We start from the raw sequence: 23,404 nt of genomic DNA, 5'->3' as shown, positions 1-23,404 counted from the left end.
CGTATGAGAGCTACGCATTGCTAACGGCATACTATTGTCTGGATACTTTAAACACCCAGGCTGGTTGCGTGCTCAGCCATGTTCGTGCCGCATCGGGCAGCGATACGGTAACGCCTTCCGGTGACTTACTGACTTTCAAGGGCTTTGCATAGCCCAACAGTCGCACAACCAGCTTTTTACTATTGGGAGCATTGTTGAGTGTAATTGTAGCCGGGGGCGTTTCCTGTTCCGCAGGCAGGTAGGTCTGGTATAGGGTCGAGCCATTACCCGTATACGCCCATTGTTTTTGCCGGTAGGGAGCCACAGGCTTGGTATTGTAAATAGACTCCCCGTTGACGCGTAGCCAGGCGCCTATTTCCTGCAAGCGCTGGTATGCTTCCGGGTGCCAGTCGCCATCGGGGCTGGGCGCGATGTTCAGGAGCAGGTTACCGTTTTTGGCCACAATATCCACCAACGTATGAATCAACTTACGCGTCGACTTAAAATTTTCTTTCGGAATGTATGACCACGAATCACCCATCGTCATGCACGACTCCCACGGAATGGGCATGTATGCGTCAGGAATGGACTGTTCGGGGGTTACGTAATTCTCAAACTCACCCGTCACGGTACGGTCTACAACCAGCAACCCCGGCTGATGGCTACGGCCCATGCGGGCAATACGTGCCATGTCGATGTCCTGATCGTAGGGGATAGTACGCTGCCAGCTAATAGTGGAGTCGATGGTTGCGGCCGGGCGAACCCAGCCCCCGTCGAGCCAGAGAATATCAACTTTACCGTAATCGGTCATCAGCTCCTGAATCTGATTGTAGGTGAAATCTTTAAATTGCTGCCAGCGCTCGGGGTATTTTTTTGGTGCATACGATACGTTTCGGTCTTTAGGCGGGAAATAAGGGTCCCAATAATAAGGCGTATGCCAGTCGGGTTTCGAAAAATAAGCACCTACCATGAAATCCTGGGCCCGGAACGCATTGAACACTTCTTTGGCCACATTACTGCGCGGATTCGACGAGAACGGCGATTTCGGATCGGTGATTTTGTAATCCGTTTGTTTGGTGTCGAACATGCAGAAGCCGTCGTGGTGCTTGGTCGTAAACACCACGTATTTCATACCAGCGTCCTTGGCCGCATTAGCCCAGCGTTCGGGATTGAACTGGGTAGGATTGAAGGAAGTCTGAAGGTTCTCGTAAGCCCGTTTATAATCGTACCAATTGGCTGCGTATGGACCCCTCCGTACGCACCAGCCTTCGTCTTCAGGACACAAGGACCAGGATTCCACAATACCCCATTGGCTGTATGTCCCCCAGTGCATCAATAGCCCGAACTTAATATCCTGCCACTGAGCGAGTTTCTGACGAACCAGACTGTCTTTAGGCGTTACATAGTGGGCATGGTTCTGTTCGGAATGCTGCTGAGCCAGCAACGAACCGGGTAGCAGGCAAATGGCGAGTAACGAACTGGTGAGAAACGAGCGGAACGGGTTGCTTTTCATAGGTATTTTTCTGCCTGACTTTTCCATTACTTTAGTCCATTAACGACGGTATCGAGCAGGGCTTTGTGCTTCAGATCATAAATATACTCCCAGAACATAATGCCCCCCAATCCTTTGTTTTTCACATAGTTAAGCTTCGGAATAAACGATTCGGTATCGGCATACGAAATAAAGGTTCGCGATGTCGGATTCCACAGATAAGGCGCTTTGGCATCAGCATCCCAGTAGCGCACAAACCCGTTTTTGTTGATGTATTTATCCACCAGTTCATCATGACTAATGAACGAATGTTTGCCCGTTGACGGCTGATATAGACCATTATCGACCGGTCGGACATCCGCCCAGCCACGTCCGTAGAACGGAATACCCAATACAATTTTACGAGCCGGAACCCCCGCCTTAATATGCCCATCTACTGCCGACATCGAACTGTTTCGCGACTGATCCCCTTTTTTCGATTGCGCCAATGGGCTGTGGTGGCCCGTTACTTTATCGTTGCCGTGGTAGAGGTCATACGTCATGATGTTTACGTAATCTAGGTACTGCTGCGCTTCGCCCAGGTTGGTGTGACTCACAAAAGCAGTATCGCCCCCGGTAGCGGCCGTCAGCAGGTAATGATTGGCTCCTGTACGCTTATCGAGTTTCCCCTGTTTGTCGAGCTGGTCCCGGATTGCCTTGAGAAACAGCGTAAACGTCTCTTTGTCTTCGGGACGGTAGATGTTTCCAGCCCCGATCTGAGCGGGGTACTCCCAGTCGATGTCAACACCATCGAGCTTGTATTTTTTCAGAAAAGCCACGGCACTGGCGGCAAACTTCTGGCGGGATGCATCGGTTAGAGCAGCATCTGAAAAGTACTTGCAGCCACCCCAGCCGCCAACCGAGATTAGTATTTTCAGGTCTTTATTAACCGTTCGAAGCGAGGTTAGTGCTACCAGATTGGCCGAATCTTTTGGCGATATGCGAGCCAGCTCACCATGCTGGTCCGGAACGGCAAAGGCGTAGTTGATGTGGGTAAGTTTCTGGGCTTCAATCTGCTCTTTGGTCCATCCATGCCCACTCACGTAGCCAATCAGTACGTATCGCTTTGAGACCGGCTGGGCCGTGCCCGTAAATGAAGTGACTAGAAATATGCCGATGAGGTAAACGGCCAACGAAATAGATGGTAATTGCCGATGAGACTTCACTATTTTTTGGTCAAAATGAGTACAGGACAAAGGTATCGATATTTTAATTTTTTTTATAAATTATAAGATTATTAAGAAAAATATTTAGTAACTATGTTGAAAAATGGCACAAACGTTGCTCAACGTTATGTAATTGGTAAGTTTCCTGAGTTTATCAATAGAAAAAGCACGTCTATGTCTTATAAAGCCTAAGACTCATTCTCTTCTAACTAAACGACTGCTTTCAGAAGGTAGTCGTTCATGTATATGCTCTCATCCACTGCTCCGGAAGGAAATCTTACCACTAAACGCTCCATTGTTGCTTTTAAAAAAAACCAGCAAGTCAAAAAGGCGCTTCTCTATCTCTACCAGGATGGTTCGTTAACATTGGCTAAGCTAGCCGAATTATTGAACACCAGTATTCCTTCTGCAACACAGATTATTGATCAGTTGACGGATGACGGCTGGGTCAATACCGTTGGAACGGTATCAGGCAACAGTGGTCGGCGCCCAGTTCTTTTCAGCCTAAATCCAGCAGGTCATTACGCCATTATTCTGGACAGCAACACGCACGGCACATCGTTGCTACTGGTCAATCCGTTACGGGAAATTGTTTTTCAACGGAGCGTCGACACGGTATTAGAAGACACAAGGGCCTTCTCCAATTTTCTGGTCTCATTTGTCAATGAAGCAGTTGCCGAGTCGGGTGTTGCCAAATCCAGCATCATTGGCGTGGGCTTATCTTTACCGGGCCTGATTGATTCACGGCATGGACTTAACCTGAGCTATCCAAATCTCGGTTTACCTGAACAGTCGCTTACGGCCTGGCTGGAGCAGCAATGGGAGTTGCCCGTATTTATGATCAACGATACCAAAGCCACGGCTCTGGGCGAACATCGATTTGGGAGTAGTGTGGGTAAACAGCACGCCCTGACCATCAATATCGACTGGGGTGTGGGCTTAGGGATTATTATCAATGGCGAGGTTTTTCATGGTGCGTCGGGCTTTGCGGGCGAACTGGGGCACATTCAGGTAGCTCCTCAAGGAGAGTTATGCTATTGCGGTAAAATTGGTTGTCTGGATACACTTACATCGGCTTCGTCATTAGTCAAGCGTGTACAGCGGGAGGTGCAAGCCGGTCAGGCTACTAAACTGGCCATATACCGCAACGATCCGAGCCAGATTACCATCAGCCATGTGATTCAGGCAGCCACGCAGGGCGATACCTTTGCGATCGATCAACTCCACGAAACCGGCTATCAACTCGGAAAAGGGCTGGCCATCGCCGTTACGCTGTTCAACCCAGAAATTATTGTGATCGATGGGGTGCTGGCCGAAGCCTCTCTGTTCATCACCAACTCCATCAAGCTGGCCATCAATAAACATTGCCTGAGTGGATTCCGCAATGACTTACTGGTGGAGGTCACGCAACTAAATGGGGCAGCCAAGTGGTTAGGTACGCATGCGCATGTGCTCGAAAGCCTGTTCGCCGATACCTGATTTTTTAAGTTATTTCTGTAAACGAATACCTGATGCTTCCCCTAAAAACTGGTCTGCTTCTCTTTATTGCGGTTGGCATAACCTCTTTTGCCACTATTGACCAGAATTTCGATACGGTTCGTCAGGCAACAGTCGTCAAGGATTCAGCTTTAACCGGGAAACAACTGGCATCACGTTACTGCGGAAGCTGCCACCTGGTTCCCGAACCTGAATTACTGAATAAAAAAACCTGGACCAATCGCGTTCTGCCCATCATGGCCATGCGCCTTGGGCTTAAATTGCCAGGACAGGATACGCTCCGATCCCTTCCGCCAGAGGAAGAAAAAGCCATTAGTGACTTGCATCTCTATCTGGATACGCCCGTACTGTCGATGAGCGACTGGGAGAAGATCGTGAACTACTACGAACGGGCCGCTCCAGAAGAACCTTTACCGCAAAAGCCTCATGCTCCAATAACGGACAACCTGCCGTTTTTTGCCGTTAAAGCCGTATCGCTCGGCGATAAGCCCGTACCCCAAACAACGTTATTAAAATATAATCCTACCACTGCACAGCTCTACGTGGGCGATGCGCAGAATGCGCTTTACGTGCTGGATAAAAATCTCCAACTGGCCGATACCTGGTGGATCGATACCCCACCAACCGATATAGATTTTCCTCAAAACGCCCCTCCACGTCTGTTAACTATCGGCGTATTTAGCCCATCCGATCAGCATCTGGGTCGACTGATGACGCTGGAACGCTCGGCCAAACCGGGTTCTACCCCCATCAATATCAAAGGCTTACCGCGCCCTGTTCAATTTGCAGCCAGCGACCTGAATGGCGATGGCCAACAGGATGCGGTTATTTGTGGGTTTGGGAATAATGCTGGAAAACTGTTCTGGTACGATAATTTCGACCCCGCAAAAGAGCATGTTCTGAAAGCATTGCCTGGCGCCCGAAACGTACAGATTGCCGATTTCAATCACGACAAAAAGCCCGATATTATGGTCCTGATGGCCCAGGCGCGGGAAGAAGTGACGATCTTCTATAATCAGGGCAACGGTAGCTTCTCTGAAAAAACGGTGTTGCGTTTTTCCCCTTTGTTTGGGTCCAGCTATGTTGAGCTGGTTGATTTTAACAAGGATGGTTTCCAGGATATTCTGCTGGCCAATGGCGACAATTGGGATTATTCGGCTATCCATAAAAACTACCACGGTGTACACATCTACCTCAACGACCGGAAAGACAATTTCAAAGAAGCCTGGTTTTTCCCCATCTATGGTGCCAGCAAAGCCATTGCCCGCGACTTCGACAACGATGGCGATCTTGATATAGCGGCTACCGCTTTTTATACCACGCTGGAGCAGCCCGAACAGAGCTTTGTTTATTTCTCGAACGAAGGCAAGCTGACCTTTACCCCCTTCAGCACACCAGAGGCCGCGTATGGAAAATGGCTAACCATGGAAGCTGCCGATGTCGATCAGGACGGCGATACCGACATTGTTCTGGGATCGTATTTTCATACGGTTGGCGAAATGACCCAACTCCTCTTTAAGGGCATTACAACCTTTCCGCAGCTATTGGTACTGGAAAACCAGCAGCAAAAAAAATAGGCAGACCATCAGTCTACCTATTTTATGCTTAACCAAACCTACTCTAACTTTAACTATATCGATTGCCGTTATAACGGATACTTATTTACCCCACCCTAAATCCCTCCCCTGAAATCAGGAGAGGGACTTTACCAACTTCCGGTTTAAGCCCCTCTCCTGATTTCAGGGGAGGGATTGGGGTGGGGTAAGACGCAAAAGCCAGTTAAATTCGGCATCACGGATCACTTCACATCCCAGAAAACCTTGGTTGTCAGTTTATCCGACGCCCGTACCGTCTCGTAATTGGCGGTATTGTAGGTAATTTCGTTGCCAGGGATTGTCCACTTCACGGGCGGTAACGTCTGGTTGTTCGAATTATCAGTCCAGAAGCTCAGCACGGGATAATCCAGCCGACGAATATCCGACCAGTTCTCGTAAGGCTGAACCAGGTTAGAATGCAGCCATTTTTGGGTAGCAATCAGCTTTAGTTTGTCGGAATTGGTAGCCGCTTTGGTCCAGCTTACCCCGTTGCTCGCTATGTAGGTAGCAATCGAAGCATCCGTAGCGGGCGCGGGTTTCGCCGAACCCGTGATACCCGTCGCATTGGTAAGTGCCAAAATGCCATTGTAGAACTGAACCGACTGGCCAATTGCCGTTTCGTAGGCCGTTTTGGCAGCGGCATCGTTATTGGCTCGTAGGTAATACTCGGCCTTGATCAAATTGACCTGGGCCGCATTGATCAGAATGCCGGGGAAGAACTGGTTCCGGCTCAGCGTATAGCGGTTATAGATCGCAATCTGTCCACCATTGATTTGCGCTGTCTGGGTTGCCGAGGTAGCCATTGGATCAACGCCAACATATTTACCACCCGCATTGGCACCAGGTTCAAACAACAGGGGCAGACGTGGATCACCGTTGGCATTCATGTTGTCGATAATAGCTTTACCTGCCGTATTGCCATACCAGCCATCGCCCTCAATACCACTTTGAAATCCTTTGGAGTTAATGTCAGTGTTAATATCATAGACATTCATCTGGATGTTCTGTGCGTTTGTCTCAACAACCGGATAGGTAGTTGGATTACCCAGAATTTCAGCCATTTCAGCAGTGGAACGCGCCTTAAAGCTATCGACATCCGAAACCCGGTTCAGCAATCGCAACCGGAGCGAGTTGGTATACCGTTTCCAGAGCGAAATATCACCTTTGTTGAGGAAATCCTGCGTCTGGAACGACTTCTGGTAGCCCGCGTTCAGCGTGATGCCGTTCATCTCGGTGGCAATGCTCTTCAGGTCGTCGAGCAGGAAGGTATAAACACCATCGGCGGTATCGAACTTAGCACTCGACGCCTGGTAATCCCCTCCATTCGTACTTAACAAACCAGCCTGACTAAATGGAATCGAGCCGAACAGATCAACCATTTTGGCGGTATAATCGTACACAAAAACCGCAGCACTCAGCATGAATATGCGCAGTTCTTTCTGCTGATCGGTTGGCTTTGCCGCATACACTTTTTGCAGTTCACGATACTGCGCCAGTACGTTGTAATAGTTGTACCATACATCTTCGACACCCGACGAACCGGGTACATACTGACCCGATTCGTTGGGCCAGCCTACGGCCTGGTTGTATCGGTTCAGGGATGTACGTAGCGTAACGAAGTAAAACCGATAGCCCGGAAGTACGTAATCACGGCTGGCGTAGAGAACGCCGGTAAATTGCTTTTCAACCGTCGTGGTCGAAATCTTGGACGGATCTGGATAAGCTTCCGTAAACTCAGCATCCTTACAGGCTACGTTTGCCAGGAGCAGGCCTGATAAAAGCAGTAATGATATATGTTTCTTTTTCATGATTGCAGTAAGATTTAGAAGCTAGCCCGTAGCATGACGCCCATTGTACGGAATGATGGGTTGTTCCCGGCATTGCTGATGTTATCGGTCCAGCGGGTTCCGGTATTGGCCTGTTCAGCATCCATGTCTTTAATGGTTCTGTAGATAAAGAACAGGTTCCGGCCAAACACCGACAACGTCAGGTTCTGCGTTCCGATTTTACGGGTAAGGGCAGCCGGCAATCGATAACCCAGCGATAGCTCCCGCATTTTGATGTAGGTGTTTTCCTTTACATACAGCTCATACCGTGAGTTGCCATATTGTGGACCACCCCAGTTATACGTCGAGTTGTAGTATACCGCCTGCGACACCACGTTGGTATTCTTTTCGCCCGTAGCCAGCACTCCATCCATCAGCATACCGTCGTGGTAAACCGTTTCGCCGTTAGGACCAGCTGCACCCGTTGTCTGAACCCCCTTGCCAGTGGCATCCAGATAGTAGGCAAGTCCACCGTGCTCGGCATCCATCGCATTGAGGCTCTCTTCGGTCAACCCACGAGAGGTCAGCCAGTTGATACCCGTTGGCATAATGGCGCCACCAAAGCGAAAGTCGGTAATCACATCCAGCGTCAGGCCTTTGTAGGTGAAGTTATTCAGCAAACCACCCGTTAGTTTCGGCATAGCATTACCAGCCTTGATCCAGTTATTACCATCCAATTGATAGATACCGTTCGGACCTACAATTTTCTGGCCCTGTGCATTGGTCAGGATACCATGTACATAGATATCGCCCATTGGCTGGCCTACAATCGAACGAAGCTGAGCGGCATTACCGTCGTAGTCAGCATGCAGAAGTTCGGTGGAACCGTTGGCCAGTTTCTCTACCTTGTTGGTGTTTTTGGCCAGGTTCAGCGTCAGATCCCAGCGGAAGTCGGTTGTCCGAATGGGCGCTATGTTCAACGCCATTTCCAAACCCTGGTTGCGAAGTGTACCGATGTTGGCCAGTACAGTTTTAGCACCCGACGAAGCGGCAATGGTCAACGGCAGTATCTGGTCGACGATCTGAGCGTTGTAGTAAGCCAGGTCGATCCGTAACCGATCTTTAAACAGACGGGTCTCTAAACCGAACTCAAACTCACGCTTCTGTTCAGGACGAATTTTGTCATTGCCAAAATCGCTGCTGATGTTTGTGTACAACACAGAGTTTCCGCCCGACTGCTGCACGTTCAGGTTCCCCTGCGTATAGGCATTGTTGGCCCGATAAATGGACGGATAGTTACCCACAATACCATACGACGCTCTCAGTTTGGCATAGCTGATAGCGGTAGGCAGTCTGAACAGATCACTTATGATAAACGAGGAGTTTACGGATGGGTACACAAAGGCGTTGTTGCCAGGGGCCAGTGTCGATGTTTTATCCCGGCGCAAGGTACCTTCTATGTACACAATGTCTTTATAGTTGAAATTCAACGTACCCAGGAATGCATCCCGCACCCAACGATCACGCGAACTGCTACCACCTACTGTATTTACAGAGGCCGACAGATCAAAGAAATTCTCAGTGCTCAAGCCACCATTGGTCGAACGGGTCATCAGGGTGTTCAACTGCTTGTAGGCATTATAACCGCCCATGGCCGAAAGCGTGATATCGTCGTTCAGCTTTTTGGTATACGACAGCAATACGTCGGTATAGACATTGCTGTACAGGTTGTTGCTCAGCCCAAACGAACCTGAGTAGCCAAACGCCAAGGGCTTATCGCTGCGCTGTTTGTCTTCGATACGTTCCGAGGTAAAATCGGTTCCGACACGACCGCGTAGGTTCAGGTTCGGCAGGATTTCCCAGTTCTGGGTAATGCTGGCAATAACCCGGTTGCTGTATTCATCGTAGGTATTCGCCCGTGTACTCCATACGTAATCGGCAATATCCGTTTTAAACCCGTTCCGAATGATATTTTCGTTCGGCGTCAGGCTCTGGTTCGTACCGGTCACGTATTTGTAGCCCAGGCTGGTCTGATACTTGTTGAAATACCAATCGGCCGATTCAAAGCGGTTCATCATCCCGGTGAAGTTGTTGATCATCCGGTCCACTTTAAACGGGCGATTGTGCGTGTATTGATTGATGTAGTTCACCACCAGATCCGTCTTCAGACTTTTGCTTTCGCTGAAGCTGGCATTCAGGTTCATGATGTTCTTTTCGTTTTTCGCTTTGTAGCTGATCATGCCATTGTCCTGGCGGGTATACGAAAAACGAACCGATGAGTTTTCGGTAGCTTTAGAAACAGACAGGTTGATGTTGGCACTGCTTGCATTTTGAAACAGATCGGCATAACTGTTGTTCGAGGCTGAGAAAGGCCGAACAACCCCATCGAATCCCATTATGGGCTGTCCGTCGAATTTAGGACCGAAGTTAACCGTGGCGTTAAGCAGTCCCCGCGTATCGCCTTTCCCGTCGCCATTCGTATCGTAGTAAATAAACCCATTGGCATCCTGACCACCATTGGCGTAGTTCAGCATGTAGCCCGGACCGCGCACGTTCTGATACCGGGGTAGGTAGGCAATTTTATCGACGCTATAGCTGGCGCTGAAATCCACCCCGAGCCCTTTTTTGCCTTTACCACTTTTGGTGGTTACCAGAATAACCCCGTTAACGGCTTCAGAACCATAGAGGGCAGCCGCTGATGCACCTTTCAGAATCGACAGGTTTTCAATGTCGGCTGGGTTCAGGTCCAGAATACCATTTCCCCGAATCCGCTGGTCGCCCCAGTAGTCGTTGTTTCTGGCTTCGCCGTTCCGAATGGGGATACCGTCCATTACGATTAGTGGCTGCGTATTGCCCGTAATCGACGACAGGCCACGGATATTGATGTTTACAGCACTCGTAGCACCGCCCGGTGTTGCGTTGATCGTTACGCCGGGTGCCTTTCCGTACAGAGCGGTGGCAAAGTTTGGCGTTGCCGTTTTGACCAGTTGGTCATTGTTCACAATGGCTGTGGCATACCCCAACGCCCGTTCTTCTTTCTTGATACCTAGTGCTGTAACGACAAACTCATTCAGCATGGTGGCATCTTCTTCCAGCGTCACATCCACCGTTGTCCGGTTGTCGATCGCAACTTCTTTGGTTTTGTAGCCAATGTACGAGAACACCAACGTTCGATTTCCACCGGCTGCAATTCTGTATTTGCCTTGTGCATCCGTCACTGTTCCTGAAGCGGACCCTTTTACCACAATAGATACACCCGGTAAAGTCTGTCCATCCGTAGTTGTGGTAACCTTACCCGAAATGGTCTGAGCCAATACGGGACTACTTATTATCAGCAGTAGGATAATAAGCCTGAGTACAGTTTTTGCCATAGATAAATCTGAAGATTTATTAAATAGGTTAATTTAACACAATATTAATATTTTTTTTTAAGTCAATAGTATAAAATAAATTATTTTAAAAATAACCCGTTTAATTAAAATATATTATTTTAAATATATAAATAAAGGGCTCGTTAGATTAACTGATCGATTATTTCAGGTAGATGATTGATAGTAAATAATTTACCATAAGGATATCATGTATTTACCCTTCACTGGCAAAACCTCATTCATCATAAGCAACGACATATGATTTAAATATAATACATAAACGTGTTACGATGAACAAATCAGAATTATGATGACTAACATTATCCATCCGAATAGTCAGCCTGAACATATAATAGCCAGGACAATCCAGATCGATGCTCCCATCACAGCCGTGTGGGACTCATTAACGAAGCCAGATTTGATAAAACTATGGATATGGGAATCCGATGTAGCCGTGTACACCGACTGGCGCGTTGGCAGCCCAATCAGGATACAGGGGAATTTCCACGGGCTGGGTTTTGAAAACAAAGGAACCGTTTTGCACTATGTACCGGAGCGCAGCCTTCAGTATAGCTATTGGAGCACATTATCCGAAATCGCCGATGTACCCGAAAACTATTCGGTCATCGAATTTTCGTTAGATGAACATAATGATCAGACGAATCTTACGTTTCGGCAAAGTCAGTTCGCTACCTACGCCATTTTCAAACATTTCGAATTCTATTGGGGTACAACGCTTTATATCCTGAAGCAACTCTTGGAGACCTCTCTTTCAATAGAGCAGAATTATACAAGAAGTTAACCGTATGACCCCGATGGAGTTATACTTCTTATTAGTTGCAGGATTGCCCTTCCAGCCGGAAATATCTAATTTTCACGGGCATTATCGCCGTTGAATCCACAAATCCTTTGAGCGCAAATAGACCGATATACTTGGGCGTCATACCAAATTCGTAGGTAGTTAGCTCTTTAAATGAAAAATTGTCGACCGGACTGGCTGAGTAGAGAATCCGAAATTTCCGGTCCTGTTTCTCAACGCGAAAGGCAAAATTTTTCAGATTAGTGTTGGCAATCCGCTGGTCATCGGCATTACTAATGTGAAACAGGGGCTGATGAATAAACTCTTCCAGATTCGTATCCGCTTTCCCGTATGACGAAATAGCCTGAATCAGAATCTCAGCCGGGCGACGGAAGCCGCCGAAGAAATCGTTGTACGAGAGCGACAGCCGAATGCTTTTACCCGTAAACAAAGTATCTTCCATCAATAACAAACCCGCCTGCTGCCAGTTTCCCCCAGGAACGAAATCGTTGATGTGCATTTCGGCCCGAAAGCAATCGTTGCGTATTTCGCGAATGAGCAGGTTCTGCACCTGTGGTGTTTCGCCGGTTTTGGGCCAGTTATCCCCCTTGAGCGTAAACAGCGTCAGCCGACCGGGGTTTTCGTTCCGTCGTTTCCAGTAGGATTCATTTTTATGCTGTATTACCCAACCGTTCTGGCTAAGATAGTCATCGGCTGTGTTGCGAAAATCTTCCTGGATCTGCTCCAGATTCGACTGGTGCAAAAAGAGATAACCTACTCCCAGCACGATCAATACCAGAATAGCTGCATGCCAGCCATCGCCTGTTCTTTTTGGTTTACTGGCCGGTTCTTCAACCCGCATAGGCGTACCGATCTGCTCCCGATACCGAAACCAGTACGAAAAATTCTCACCTGATCGTTTACGTTCAGCTTCAGTTGTCGGCGGTATATCCAGCACATAACGCGCCAGTGTATCGAGCGTAGCCAGGGAGGGGTTCTCCTGCTTATAGGGCGAAGGATTTAGGACAAACGCCGTATAGTTTTTAATGCTTCGCCAGCCAATCACCAATCCAGTCTGTTCTTCGATTTCAGCACTCAGGTGTTTGCTCTCCGGCTCCGAAAGCGGGCTGTTCAGCGTATGGTCGAAGCATTTCCTGACCACCGCATTCATCAATTCGGCAAAAGCCCGCCGGTCGAAGTCGTCTCTATACATAGGTTATATGAATGGATAATGTACGATGAATAATAACCTGCGATGACCAACGTACCTATTTAAACTTTTTAGAATGACTTAGAATGAGCGTATTTTTTGTCATTCCGAATGACAAAAAAACAGTCAAATCGACTTGAAAAATAAACGGTTAAACAGGTTTAACACATTCATTTTTGCAGAATCCGCGTTTCCGTGACGTTTCCGCCCTAATTCCGCCCGATTCTGTTCGTGCGATGAAGTTTTGTCGAAACAATTTAGTCATCGATGAAAACTCTGCTTCTGTCTTTTTTATGTCTGATTGTGCTGGCTGGCAAAGCGCAGCAACTTCAGCTTCATTACGATTTCCGCCACTCACTCAACCCCGCTTTGAACCGAACGAATTTTGCTTCGCTTTCTTTTGAGTATTTCAAGAGCAATGACTCTACCGGCTCGTTTCTCCTGAAAATGCAAACCGATTTTTCGGGCGAAAATAACAACATCGGGCAGCTTTTTTTCCAGGTGTCGAAGAATCTGCGATTCTGGCGTCCGAAGGTTTATCTGGCGCTCACCTACAGCGGTGGACTGGGTGTAGCTCCGCCGTCGTACGGCTACTACCTCACCAATACGTTTGTGGGGGCCGCCTATCCGTTTCAATGGCGTGGTGCCTGGTTCAGTACAAGTCTGGTCTATCGATACAATGCATTTCCGAAGCCAAGCTATGACCCACAGCTTACCTTCTATTTTGGTAAAGGCTTTTTTAATTATCGAATTATGATTGCCGGAAGTCTGGTAGCCTGGAGCGAAAACCGAAATCAGGGTACTGATTTCACGAAGGAGTTAACCGGCAAAAAAGTAGCGTTTTTTGCCGATCCGCAATGCTGGGTTAAAGTGGGCAAAACAGTTTCTATCGGCTCCCGCATCAACCTGTTTTACCACACCTTGACGAACGAAAACCGTATTCAGGTGTTCCCTACGCTGGCGCTGAAAAATCAGTTTTAATTTCTATTAACTATTTTTCCCCTCAGATGAAGGTTGCTTAAGAAGAGAGCAAAAAGCGTCGAATGTCAGTACATCAATTTTAGGAAAAGGAATCGTAGGCAAGTGTCCAAAATGCCCGTCGTTTGTCACGATATAATCAGCATTTCCAATTATAGCGGCATCGGTGAATTTATTGTCATCGGGATCGTTCGGAATAAGCAGGAATCGAAACGCGGGCTCTACCCGAATCACTGTTGGAAAATTATCTAAAGCTAACAAAGTACGTTCGGCGAATGTGGCTGAGTACTGACGTTCAAGCAATTCAGCGTACTCATCTAAAATCTCGGTTGATACCACTAATTCAAACCGACCTTCCTTCAGGGCATCATACACCCAGCGATAAGCGGAAAAATAAGGTGTAATGACCAAAATAATATTGGTGTCGAGTAAGACCCTCATTATGGTTTGTAGGGAGTACGGAGATGCGCAGTTAATAACTCATCCATATCTTTCTGAGTCATTGATTTTTGTTCTTGCAATCTGACCATTTCTTCATCGGCTCTTCTGATAAAGTAGTCTGCTAATAAGTTTTTAATGTCCTTGAGTTCACTTTGGCTCAGGTCATGCGAGAACAATTGCAGCAGATGTAATTGTACGGGGTTGAGTTTTGTTGTCATTGTCATTGATGGATAGTCCCAACCAAAGTTACACAATCTAAGGAATTAGATTGTGATATCTCTGTCCGTAACTGTACCCTCAAACGTCCGCAAACGGACACGCAGCCCTAAAAGCCCAAAACACCTACTTGACAATCAACAATTTAACTTTCTGGTACGGCATTTGGGCAAGTTTTATGGATAAACTTCTGATGCTGGTATGCTACGCAATTATTTGCTAATCGCTTTTCGTAATCTGCGGAAGCACAAAACATTTAGTTTCATCAACATTGTGGGCGTAGCCGTCGGGTTGGCGTGTTTTCTGCTCATTGCACTTTACGTACAGGACGAACTTAGCTACGACCGATACAACGCCAATGCCGACCGGGTTTACCGGCTTACCCGAACGTTTCTTACGTCGGATGGATCACCTTCGCTGAAACTGGCGCAGGCAGCACCGCCCTTCGGGCCGCTGATCAAACAGGATTTTTCGGAAATCGAACAGGTAGTCCGAACGCTGGACATAAGCAATGGATTATTACGTGTCGGGGAGCATTCGTTCAACGAGCCGGACATTTTCCTGGCCGAGGCCAATCTGTTTAAGGTATTGAGTTTCGATGTCGTGAGTGGCAATCCCGATCAGGCACTGGCCAATCCGTTTTCGATCATGTTCTCCCGGCCGATGGCCCAGAAATATTTCGGCAACGAAAACCCTGTAGGCAAGACAGTCCGGTTCAATAACCAGTTCGACCTGACTGTTACGGGCGTGTATGAACCGCTACCGGCTCAGGCGCATTTCCACCCCGGCTTTCTGATCTCATTTTCTACCCTGAACGACAACCGGATTTATGGGGCCGAAGGTTTGCGGACCAGTTGGAGCAACAACTCTTTCAATACGTATGTGCTGCTAAAACCGAATACTGACCCTAAGCGGGTCGAAGGGGTTTTCCCGGCTTTTCAGGATAAATATGTTCCGGCCGAAGAAGGGCGCAAGGCTTCAACCTGGTCGGTGCTAAACCTACAAAAACTGGCGGACATTCATCTGCGGTCGCACACCGATTCGGAAGTGGAACCTACGGGCGACATTACCTACATCTATCTTTTTTCGGCCATCGGTTTATTCATTTTGCTGATTGCCTGCATCAACTACATGAATCTGGCCACTGCCCGCTCGGCGGGGCGAGCCAAAGAGGTTGGTATGCGCAAGGTTGTAGGGGCCTTGCGCAACCAGCTCATTGGTCAATTTCTGAGCGAATCCCTGGTACTGGTACTGTTTGCCCTGGGCGTTGCTGTTTTCCTGGTCATGCTCGGCCTGCCAGCCCTCAACGATTTCACCAACAAGCAACTGTCGTTCAGCCAACTCCTGAATCCGGTTTTTCTGGCCGTTCTGGTCGGCATTACGCTTCTGACGGGGCTGGTGGCTGGTAGCTATCCCGCCTTTTTCCTAACCGCATTCCGGCCATTGGGTGTACTGAAAGGGCAAATTGCATCGACCGTGCGGAGTGGCAAACTGCGGCAGGTGCTGGTGATCACCCAGTTCTCTATCGCCATTGTCCTGATCATCAGCACCGCCGTGGTGTACAACCAGATGAAGTATATCCAGAATTACCGGCTGGGCTATGCGAAAGATCAGGTACTCATTCTCCGCGATGTGGGCGATTCGACGACGAATTACGAAACGCTGAAACAGCAACTGGTTCAAACCGGATCCGTGCGCGATCTGGGTCGTTCATCGCGGATACCGTCGGGCCGATTGCTGGATTCGTACGGCGCTATGGCCATGAAAGGCGACACAATGGCTCCGGTCAAAATAAACCTGCGAGGTCTGAGTGTCGATTACGATTTTATTCCGGCCTATCAGATCGGCATGGCCGCTGGGCGTAACTTTGCCCGTACTTATTCGACCGATACGGCGATGGTTATTCTGAACGAAACCGCCGTTCGGCAACTCGGTTGGACACCGGAGCAGGCTATTGGCAAACCGTTTCAGTACGGACCGGCCAAAGGACAAATCATCGGTGTCACGAAAGATTTTCATTTTGAATCCCTGCATCAGCAAATGGCGGCTCTGGCGATGATTCTGCGACCTGGGCAGCTCAACTGGCTTTCAATTCCACTCAAAGGCAACACGCCCGAAGCGGTCCAGCGGGTCGAGTCGGTCTGGAAGCAGTTTTTCCCGCAGCAACCGTTCGATTACAAGTTTCTCGACGAACGCTTTGACCGGCTCTATGCCCGTGAGCAAACCCAGCAAACCCTATTCAGTATCTTTTCTGGTATCGCTATTCTGATTTCGTGCCTGGGTCTGTTCGGGCTGTCGATGTTTATGGCCGAAGCTCGTACCAAAGAAATTGGTATTCGGAAAGTGCTGGGCGCGTCGGAAGCCAGTCTGGTAGCGCTATTCTCGAAAGACTTTATGAAACTAGTGCTGGTGGCGCTGGTGATTGCTTCGCCCGTGGCCTGGTATGCCATGCACAACTGGCTGAAGGATTTTGCCTACCGCACCGACATTCAGTGGTGGGTGTTTGTGCTGGCCGGTGGCCTGACGGTACTGATCGCCCTGTTGACAGTCAGTTTCCAAAGTGTGAAAGCCGCGCTATCAAATCCTATTAAATCACTTAAATCAGAATAGCGTGGAGCAGGGGGCTAGGCGCATGGAGTCATTCAGTCCTTGCACCTTGCTCCCAGCTCCATGCTCCCAGCTCCCAGCTCCATGCTTCTCAACTATCTCAAAATAGCCGTTCGGAATCTACTGAGGAGTAAGTCGTTCTCAGCGATCAATATTTTTGGTCTTTCGGTCGGGATGACCTGCTGTATGCTCTTGCTGTTGTACATCCGCAGCGAATTGTCGTACGATAAACATCAGGAACATGCGGATAGACTGTACCTGATGGCGCAGGAAACCATCATTGGTAAGGGTAACAAAGGGGCCGGCATGGAGAAGAATTCGACGGCATCGGCTCCCTATGCATTTGCCCTGAAATCCGAATTCCCGGAAATTGAGCAGGTAACCCGCTTATGGATCAACCTGATCGACGATAAAGCGCTGTTACAGGTACGCGAAAATGGCAAATCGGTCAAGGCATTCTACGAAACAAAGGGCTATCAGGTCGATTCGACATTTTTTGACTTGTTTTCGTATTCGTTTACTGAGGGCAACGTCCGTACTGCCCTGATCGATCAGCATTCGGTGGTGTTGTCGGAGGAAATCGCCCATAAGTTATTTGGCAATGGACCCGCCCTGAATAAACTGATTCGGGTTGGTGGCACATCGGGCAATGGCGAAGATTTCAAGGTTACTGGCGTCTACCGCGACGAAAGCGCTCGCTCACATATCGACGCTAAATTCTTTTTACCGATGTCGGCCGGGTGGGTCGGCGGTTTTCTGCGCGAAGGCAAAGTGGATTTTTGCTGCAACAACATGTTTGTAACATACCTGAAGCTACAGCCCAATGCCGACCCTGCCCAGTTAACCCAAAAGTTTCCGGCTTTTATGGCGAAGTATGCCAGCAACGATTTAAAAAATGTTGGCTTCGACAAAAAGCTATTTCTGGTTCCGGTGCCCGAGATACATCTCTTTGACGAAATAAATACCATTGTTACGCCGACCAACACCACTACGTATCTCTACATTCTGGCGTCGATTGCCTTGTTTACGCTGTTGATTGCCTGCATTAATTTCATGAATCTATCGACGGCTCGATCCGCGAAACGGGCGGCTGAAGTTGGGGTTCGGAAAGTGATGGGTGCTGAGCGTGGTTCTTTGATCGGGCAGTTTCTGGGCGAATCTATGGTGCTGTCGTTACTGGCACTGGCCATTGCGCTGGCGCTGGTCATGACGCTGCTACCTGTTTTCAATCAGCTGACTCATAAGTCATTGCAGTTGCCTGAACTATTCGAACCACGTATTATTCTGACGTTTGTCGGCCTTGCGCTTCTGACGGGTCTGCTGGCCGGTAGCTACCCTGCCTTCTACCTGTCGATGTTCAATCCGGCGCAGGTACTGAAAGGCAAATTTGCCAATACGTTATCGGCAGTGGCGCTACGTCGCGGACTGGTGGTGTTTCAGTTTGTCATTTCGGTGGGGCTGGTTCTGGCTACGTTCGTGATTCAGGAACAAATGCGTTTTCTGCGAAACACATCGCTAGGCTTCACGCAGGATCAACAGATTGCGATTCCGCTCAGCAGCCGGGAAGCACACGAAAGTTACACAGCGTATCGAAACGAAATTCTGCAAAACAATCAGATAGTTGGCGCGGCTGGCACTCAATACTATCCAGGTATAAATAATGCGACTGACTTTCTTTTGTACAAACCCGAGCAAACTGCGCTAAACGGCCAAAGCGTCAAAACGAATCAGGTCGATTACGACTATCTACAAACAATGGGCTTTAAACTGGCTGCGGGTCGAATGTTTTCCCGCCAGTTTCCGGGCGATACAGCCAATCGGCTCGTGGTGAATGAAGCAACGCTACGTAAATTTCAGATTCCGCTGAATAAAGCCGTTGGACAAAAACTACAATTTGATTGGCAGGGCAAAACCCACCGTTACGAGATTGTGGGCGTGCTGAAGGATTTTCATTTCGAAAACCTCCGTCAAACGATCCAGCCGTTTACGTTTCTGCTGAACCGCCAGCCCGATTTCAATTACATTATCGTGCATGTCAATACGGCCAATATGTCGAACGTAATAAGTTTTCTGGAGCAGAAATGGAAAGTGTTGCGTCCTGATGAGCCGTTTGCCTACACGTTCCTGAACGAAGATTTTCAGAAGAATTACGAGGCCGAAGCCCGCACTTCACGCATTGTCAGCTACTTTACCATCATCTCCATTCTGATCTCGTGTCTGGGGCTATTCGGACTGGCTACGTTTGCGGCTCAGCAACGCACGAAAGAAATCGGGGTTCGGAAAGTACTGGGCGCATCCATCACCAACATTGTACTCCTGCTTGCCAAGGATTTCCTCATTCTGGTCGTCATTGCCATCGTGATTGCTTCGCCCATTGGCTGGTACGCGATGAACAAGTGGTTGCAGAATTTCGAGTATAAGATCGATATACCCTGGTGGATTTTTGCTGTGTCGGGCGTTCTGGCCATTGCCATTGCATTCATTACCGTCAGTTTCCAGAGTATCAAAGCCGCGTTGATGAATCCAGTTAAATCATTGAAAACGGAATAAATAGCAGGGAGCAAGGTGCAGGGAGTAAATTCAGCCACTGCCCCATGCACCCTGCTCCATGCACCTTGCTGAAAAACTATGAAAACCCTCATTACAACTCTCCTGGCGCTGGCAAGCACATTGGCAATGGCGCAAAAACATTCCTCGATTAGCACGAGCATCAACGACGATGAGAAGACCCTCTCGATTCGTGTAAACGGTACGGTCGATGGACAGAAGATCGATTACGACCGCCGTTTCGATGTATCGGGGTTAAACCTGACCGAGCGGAACGCCCTTCGTGAGCGCATTCTGGATTCACTGCACATCAGCAGACCCGAGCCACCGATTCCGCCCATAGAGCCTTCGGTCAGTATGGCACCCCCAGTTCCGCCAAAGGCCCCAAAGGCACCTAAACCTCCTCGTTTTGAGGGTAGTGAGTCAGTCACGATCATCAGTAGCGATGGCCCGACCGTAACGAGTAGTAATGGCGGTAATCAGGCTGTAGCCGTTGGCGGGAAGAATCCGTACACTAAAGAGGTGAACTACGATCAGGAGACGGGGAAGCTTTTCCTGCGCTATCGGTTCACAAAAGATGGTGAAGACATTACCTACGAACGCACGCTCAACGCCCGCGACAAGTCGCAGCAGGAACGGCAGCAGCTTATTGAGCGGATTGAAAAAGAAATTGGTGTACCGAAGAGCGGAAAGTGATTAGCCTTCAAAGATTTCGCTCAACTGGAGTTGAATGCCGGTTACGGGGTCAGCAACGAGGCCATTCGCAAAATTAAGTTGACGACGATCTGGCAATAGGATGGAAACGGTTTGGACAGTGGGCACTACTAGCCAAACCGATTTAACGCCAGCCGGGAAATGTTTTTTGTAGATACGCTCGGTCAGGTTGTTCAGGCTTTGCTCAGGGGATAGAATCTCAATAGTTGTTAACGGAACGTCCTGAACAACGATCTCATCGGCCAACCAGTCTGCTTTCCGTTTGGGCATAATAGCGAGGTCAGGGCGGGTCTTGCCGGATGCAAAATCGAAATCAAGCTCAGTCAGGATACTGTATTGGGTACGATAGGAGAGTTTCAGCAGGAAAGCCAGATGGCTCTGCAACTCAGAATGATTATAACTCGACATTTTTTCGTCTTCGAACTCGGTGGGTTGATCAATGACTGCCTCCATAACGCAACGAAGTTTTTTTACCAAAGATAACAAAAAGGCCATAAGATGCTCCTTAACTATATCAAAATCGCCTGGCGAAATCTGGTTCGCAACAAAGCCTTTTCAGCCATCAATATTATTGGATTAGCCCTTGGGCTGGCTACCTGTCTGCTCATCAGTTTGTACCTGTTCAATGAACTGAGCTATGACCGATACAGCGACAAAGCCAACCGGATTGTGCGGGTTGTTTTTCGGGGAACTATGAACGGTGGCCAGATCAATGAGGCCAATGTGATGCCGCCAGTTGGTCCGACACTAAAAGCAGATTACCCCGAAGTGGAAGAAGCGACCCGTATTCGTACGGTTGGCTCACCGAGCCTTACCGTCGACGATAAAACGTTTCGGGATGATCAGCTGGCCTATGTCGACTCCAACTTCTTTCAGGTTTTCACCTTGCCACTGCTTCAGGGCGATGCCAAAACGGCGCTGATCCAGCCCAACACGGCTGTGATCACCCAGGCGATGGCGCGGAAGCTTTTCGGTACTGACAATCCAATTGGGAAATCCATTAGCATCAAAAGCTGGAACGCCCTCTTCCGTGTAACGGGCGTAATCGATAAAGTACCCATCAATTCGCACTTCCATTTCGATATGTTTATGTCGATGGCCGGGGTATCCGATGCGAAATCGAATTCGTGGATGACATCCGGTTTTTTCACCTATCTGGTACTGTCCAAAGGTTACGATCCGGCAAAGCTGGAAGCGAAACTGCCACAGATGGTCAGTAAATACATGGGGCCACAACTTCAGCAAGCTTTTGGTATGAGTCTGAGCCAGTTTCGTCAGAAGGGTAACGATGTCAGCTTCCTGATTCAACCCTTAACCGACATTCATCTGCGCTCGAATCTGACGGGCGAGCTGGAACCCAACGGCGACGCCCAGTACGTCTATATTTTTGGGGCTATTGCCCTGTTTATGCTGATTATTGCCTGTATCAACTTCATGAACCTGAGTACTGCCGGGGCCTCGAAACGGGCGAAAGAAGTGGGCATTCGGAAGGTGATGGGCTCGGTGCGCCAAAGCCTGACCAGCCAGTTTCTGATCGAGTCATTGCTCCTGACGGCCATTGCGCTGGTGCTGGCTGTCGGGCTGGTTTATCTGACCTTACCACTTTTCAATGAACTGGCGGGAAAAGAACTCACCTTCAACTTTTCGACCAAACCCTGGCTCCTACCCGGTCTGCTGCTGCTAGGTGTTGTAGTGGGCGTACTAGCCGGAAGTTATCCTGCCTTTTTCCTATCGTCGTTCAGGCCCGTTCAGGTGCTAAAAGGTACCAAGTTTACGGGCGACCGAAAAAGTATTGGGCTGCGAAGCGGCCTGGTAGTGGTTCAGTTTTTTATCTCGATCACGTTGATGATCGGCACAACAGTCGTGTATCGGCAGCTTAGCTACATCCAGAATAAACGACTGGGCTACGAAAAAGATCAGGTGCTGGTACTGCCCGAAACGTGGCAACTCGGCAAACAGGCAGAGGTGTTCCGCAACCTGGTTATGCAGGACTCTCGGGTGGTTAACGTCAGTACATCGGGGTACCTGCCAGCCGGACCGAGCTACAACAATAACTACATGATCTACCCCGAAACTCGTTCAACTCAGTTGATAAAAGCGCTTCGGTACGAGGTCGATTACAATTATATTCCGACACTGGGCATGCAAATGGCTTATGGACGAAATTTCTCCAAAGGCTACGGTACCGATTCCTCGGGGGTAATCCTGAACGAAACGGCCGCTCGAACGTTTGGCTGGAAAGGCAATGCCCTTGGCCATACAATTACCCATACCGAAAACGACGGAAAACTAGGAACCTACCGGGTTATTGGTGTGGTGAAAGATTTTCATTTCCGCTCGATGCATGAAGCCATTGCGCCCCTGGTCATGGTATTGGGCAGAAACTCTGGTGCGGTCATTGTGAAGATTAAGACCAAAGACATCAGTGGGTTACTGGCTACGCTGAAAAAGCAGTGGGAGCAACTAACGACCGAAGCGCCATTTGCCTACTCGTTCCTGGACGAACGCTTCAACAGTACGTATCTGGCCGAACAGAAAACCGGGCGCATTCTGGGCATTTTCGCCGGCTTGACCATTTTCGTAGCCTGTCTGGGTCTGTTTGGCCTGGCAACGTTCATGGCTGAGCAACGTACCAAAGAGATTGGGGTTCGGAAAGTACTAGGTGCCAGCGTCCCCAGCCTGGTTGGGCTGCTTTCCAAAGATTTTCTCAAGCTGGTTGCTATTGCCATTGTGCTGGCGAGTCCGGTTGCCTGGTACGCCATGAACCGATGGTTGCAGGATTTCGCCTATAAGATCGACATCGAATGGTGGATGTTTGCTGTGGCGGGTGTGCTGGCAGTCGGCATTGCTCTACTGACGGTCAGCTTCCAGAGTATCAAAGCCGCCCTGATGAATCCAGTCAAATCGTTACGAGCGGAATAAATAGCGGGGTGCAGGGAGCAGGGAGTAAATTTAGCTATTGCCCCATGCTCCATGCACCTTGCTCC

16 protein-coding genes are annotated in these 23,404 nt (G+C 48.9%); 8 read left to right on the top strand and 8 right to left on the bottom strand.

Going from position 1 to position 23,404, the window contains the following annotated elements; translation table 11 throughout:
- Window positions 1-31 precede the first annotated feature (31 nt).
- Both ACYVFD_RS06785 and ACYVFD_RS06780 read right to left on the bottom strand, forming a co-directional pair.
- Window positions 32-1,492: an alpha-L-fucosidase gene (locus tag ACYVFD_RS06785; RefSeq protein ID WP_461089028.1), complete on the bottom strand. Its 1,461-nt coding sequence runs from the start codon at window positions 1,490-1,492 to the stop codon at window positions 32-34.
- Window positions 1,493-1,518: 26 nt separating this feature from the next.
- Complete coding sequence (locus ACYVFD_RS06780; RefSeq protein ID WP_461089460.1) at window positions 1,519-2,628, bottom strand: glycoside hydrolase family 18 protein; 1,110 nt, start codon at window positions 2,626-2,628, stop codon at window positions 1,519-1,521.
- A 294-nt stretch (window positions 2,629-2,922) separates the two neighbouring features.
- Between ACYVFD_RS06780 and ACYVFD_RS06775 the strand changes: the two genes are divergently transcribed.
- Window positions 2,923-4,155, top strand: a complete 1,233-nt coding sequence (locus ACYVFD_RS06775; RefSeq protein WP_461089027.1) for an ROK family transcriptional regulator — start codon at window positions 2,923-2,925, stop codon at window positions 4,153-4,155.
- Between the two features lie 32 nt (window positions 4,156-4,187).
- Complete coding sequence (locus tag ACYVFD_RS06770) at window positions 4,188-5,750, top strand: FG-GAP repeat domain-containing protein (protein WP_461089026.1); 1,563 nt, start codon at window positions 4,188-4,190, stop codon at window positions 5,748-5,750.
- A 221-nt stretch (window positions 5,751-5,971) separates the two neighbouring features.
- On the opposite strand, the gene ACYVFD_RS06765 is transcribed toward ACYVFD_RS06770, so the two are convergent.
- Both ACYVFD_RS06765 and ACYVFD_RS06760 read right to left on the bottom strand, forming a co-directional pair.
- Complete coding sequence (locus ACYVFD_RS06765) at window positions 5,972-7,576, bottom strand: SusD/RagB family nutrient-binding outer membrane lipoprotein (RefSeq protein ID WP_461089025.1); 1,605 nt, start codon at window positions 7,574-7,576, stop codon at window positions 5,972-5,974.
- Window positions 7,577-7,590: 14 nt separating this feature from the next.
- Complete coding sequence (locus ACYVFD_RS06760; RefSeq protein WP_461089024.1) at window positions 7,591-10,905, bottom strand: SusC/RagA family TonB-linked outer membrane protein; 3,315 nt, start codon at window positions 10,903-10,905, stop codon at window positions 7,591-7,593.
- A 307-nt stretch (window positions 10,906-11,212) separates the two neighbouring features.
- On the opposite strand from ACYVFD_RS06760, the gene ACYVFD_RS06755 reads away from it, so the two are divergent.
- The gene (locus ACYVFD_RS06755) at window positions 11,213-11,707 is read left to right on the top strand and encodes an SRPBCC family protein (protein ID WP_461089023.1); all 495 of its coding nucleotides are present in this window, start codon (window positions 11,213-11,215) and stop codon (window positions 11,705-11,707) included.
- Window positions 11,708-11,738: 31 nt separating this feature from the next.
- Here ACYVFD_RS06755 and ACYVFD_RS06750 read toward each other — a convergent pair whose 3' ends face one another.
- Window positions 11,739-12,917, bottom strand: a complete 1,179-nt coding sequence (locus ACYVFD_RS06750; protein WP_461089022.1) for a hypothetical protein — start codon at window positions 12,915-12,917, stop codon at window positions 11,739-11,741.
- Between the two features lie 264 nt (window positions 12,918-13,181).
- Here ACYVFD_RS06750 and ACYVFD_RS06745 point away from each other — a divergent pair, with 264 nt between their 5' ends.
- Window positions 13,182-13,895, top strand: coding sequence for a DUF5020 family protein (locus tag ACYVFD_RS06745; RefSeq protein ID WP_461089021.1), 714 nt, complete (start codon window positions 13,182-13,184; stop codon window positions 13,893-13,895).
- Between the two features lie 6 nt (window positions 13,896-13,901).
- On the opposite strand, the gene ACYVFD_RS06740 is transcribed toward ACYVFD_RS06745, so the two are convergent.
- Both ACYVFD_RS06740 and ACYVFD_RS06735 read right to left on the bottom strand, forming a co-directional pair.
- Window positions 13,902-14,333 carry a putative toxin-antitoxin system toxin component, PIN family gene (locus tag ACYVFD_RS06740; RefSeq protein WP_461089020.1) on the bottom strand — a complete coding sequence of 144 codons (432 nt, stop codon included), beginning with the start codon at window positions 14,331-14,333 and terminating at the stop codon, window positions 13,902-13,904.
- A complete protein-coding gene (locus ACYVFD_RS06735; protein WP_461089019.1) occupies window positions 14,333-14,551 on the bottom strand; it encodes a hypothetical protein in 219 nt (72 codons plus the stop codon). The genes ACYVFD_RS06740 and ACYVFD_RS06735 overlap by 1 nt, the downstream gene beginning before the upstream one ends.
- Window positions 14,552-14,750: 199 nt before the next feature.
- Between ACYVFD_RS06735 and ACYVFD_RS06730 the strand changes: the two genes are divergently transcribed.
- The 3 genes from ACYVFD_RS06730 to ACYVFD_RS06720 all read left to right on the top strand — a co-directional run bounded on the left by ACYVFD_RS06730 (window position 14,751) and on the right by ACYVFD_RS06720 (window position 20,399).
- A complete protein-coding gene (locus ACYVFD_RS06730; protein WP_461089018.1) occupies window positions 14,751-17,159 on the top strand; it encodes an ABC transporter permease in 2,409 nt (802 codons plus the stop codon).
- Between the two features lie 81 nt (window positions 17,160-17,240).
- Window positions 17,241-19,706 carry an ABC transporter permease gene (locus tag ACYVFD_RS06725; RefSeq protein WP_461089017.1) on the top strand — a complete coding sequence of 822 codons (2,466 nt, stop codon included), beginning with the start codon at window positions 17,241-17,243 and terminating at the stop codon, window positions 19,704-19,706.
- A gap of 78 nt (window positions 19,707-19,784) precedes the next feature.
- Window positions 19,785-20,399 carry a hypothetical protein gene (locus tag ACYVFD_RS06720; protein ID WP_461089016.1) on the top strand — a complete coding sequence of 205 codons (615 nt, stop codon included), beginning with the start codon at window positions 19,785-19,787 and terminating at the stop codon, window positions 20,397-20,399.
- On the opposite strand, the gene ACYVFD_RS06715 is transcribed toward ACYVFD_RS06720, so the two are convergent.
- Window positions 20,400-20,870, bottom strand: a complete 471-nt coding sequence (locus tag ACYVFD_RS06715) for a Uma2 family endonuclease (protein ID WP_461089014.1) — start codon at window positions 20,868-20,870, stop codon at window positions 20,400-20,402.
- 45 nt (window positions 20,871-20,915) lie between these two features.
- On the opposite strand from ACYVFD_RS06715, the gene ACYVFD_RS06710 reads away from it, so the two are divergent.
- Entirely contained in the window at window positions 20,916-23,339 is a 2,424-nt protein-coding gene (locus tag ACYVFD_RS06710) for an ABC transporter permease (RefSeq protein WP_461089013.1), read from the top strand.
- Window positions 23,340-23,404: the final 65 nt, after the last annotated feature.

It is taken from the genome of Spirosoma gilvum, from assembly GCF_054776815.1.
The sequence above is the reverse complement of the archived record's forward strand: the minus strand, read 5'-3'. Positions and strand labels throughout refer to the sequence as shown.

Excerpts from the sequence above, each read along its gene's own strand:
- ACYVFD_RS06725 (WP_461089017.1), top strand. The coding sequence starts at position 17,241 with ATGCTTCTCAACTATCTCAAAATAGCCGTTCGGAATCTACTGAGGAGT.
- ACYVFD_RS06775 (WP_461089027.1), top strand. The coding sequence starts at position 2,923 with ATGCTCTCATCCACTGCTCCGGAAGGAAATCTTACCACTAAACGCTCC.
- ACYVFD_RS06765 (WP_461089025.1), bottom strand. The coding sequence starts at position 7,576 with ATGAAAAAGAAACATATATCATTACTGCTTTTATCAGGCCTGCTCCTG.
- ACYVFD_RS06710 (WP_461089013.1), top strand. The coding sequence starts at position 20,916 with ATGCTCCTTAACTATATCAAAATCGCCTGGCGAAATCTGGTTCGCAAC.
- ACYVFD_RS06755 (WP_461089023.1), top strand. The coding sequence starts at position 11,213 with ATGATGACTAACATTATCCATCCGAATAGTCAGCCTGAACATATAATA.
- ACYVFD_RS06785 (WP_461089028.1), bottom strand. The coding sequence starts at position 1,492 with ATGAAAAGCAACCCGTTCCGCTCGTTTCTCACCAGTTCGTTACTCGCC.
- ACYVFD_RS06770 (WP_461089026.1), top strand. The coding sequence starts at position 4,188 with ATGCTTCCCCTAAAAACTGGTCTGCTTCTCTTTATTGCGGTTGGCATA.
- ACYVFD_RS06715 (WP_461089014.1), bottom strand. The coding sequence starts at position 20,870 with ATGGAGGCAGTCATTGATCAACCCACCGAGTTCGAAGACGAAAAAATG.
- ACYVFD_RS06720 (WP_461089016.1), top strand. The coding sequence starts at position 19,785 with ATGAAAACCCTCATTACAACTCTCCTGGCGCTGGCAAGCACATTGGCA.
- ACYVFD_RS06735 (WP_461089019.1), bottom strand. The coding sequence starts at position 14,551 with ATGACAACAAAACTCAACCCCGTACAATTACATCTGCTGCAATTGTTC.
- ACYVFD_RS06745 (WP_461089021.1), top strand. The coding sequence starts at position 13,182 with ATGAAAACTCTGCTTCTGTCTTTTTTATGTCTGATTGTGCTGGCTGGC.
- ACYVFD_RS06730 (WP_461089018.1), top strand. The coding sequence starts at position 14,751 with ATGCTACGCAATTATTTGCTAATCGCTTTTCGTAATCTGCGGAAGCAC.
- ACYVFD_RS06760 (WP_461089024.1), bottom strand. The coding sequence starts at position 10,905 with ATGGCAAAAACTGTACTCAGGCTTATTATCCTACTGCTGATAATAAGT.
- ACYVFD_RS06750 (WP_461089022.1), bottom strand. The coding sequence starts at position 12,917 with ATGTATAGAGACGACTTCGACCGGCGGGCTTTTGCCGAATTGATGAAT.
- ACYVFD_RS06740 (WP_461089020.1), bottom strand. The coding sequence starts at position 14,333 with ATGAGGGTCTTACTCGACACCAATATTATTTTGGTCATTACACCTTAT.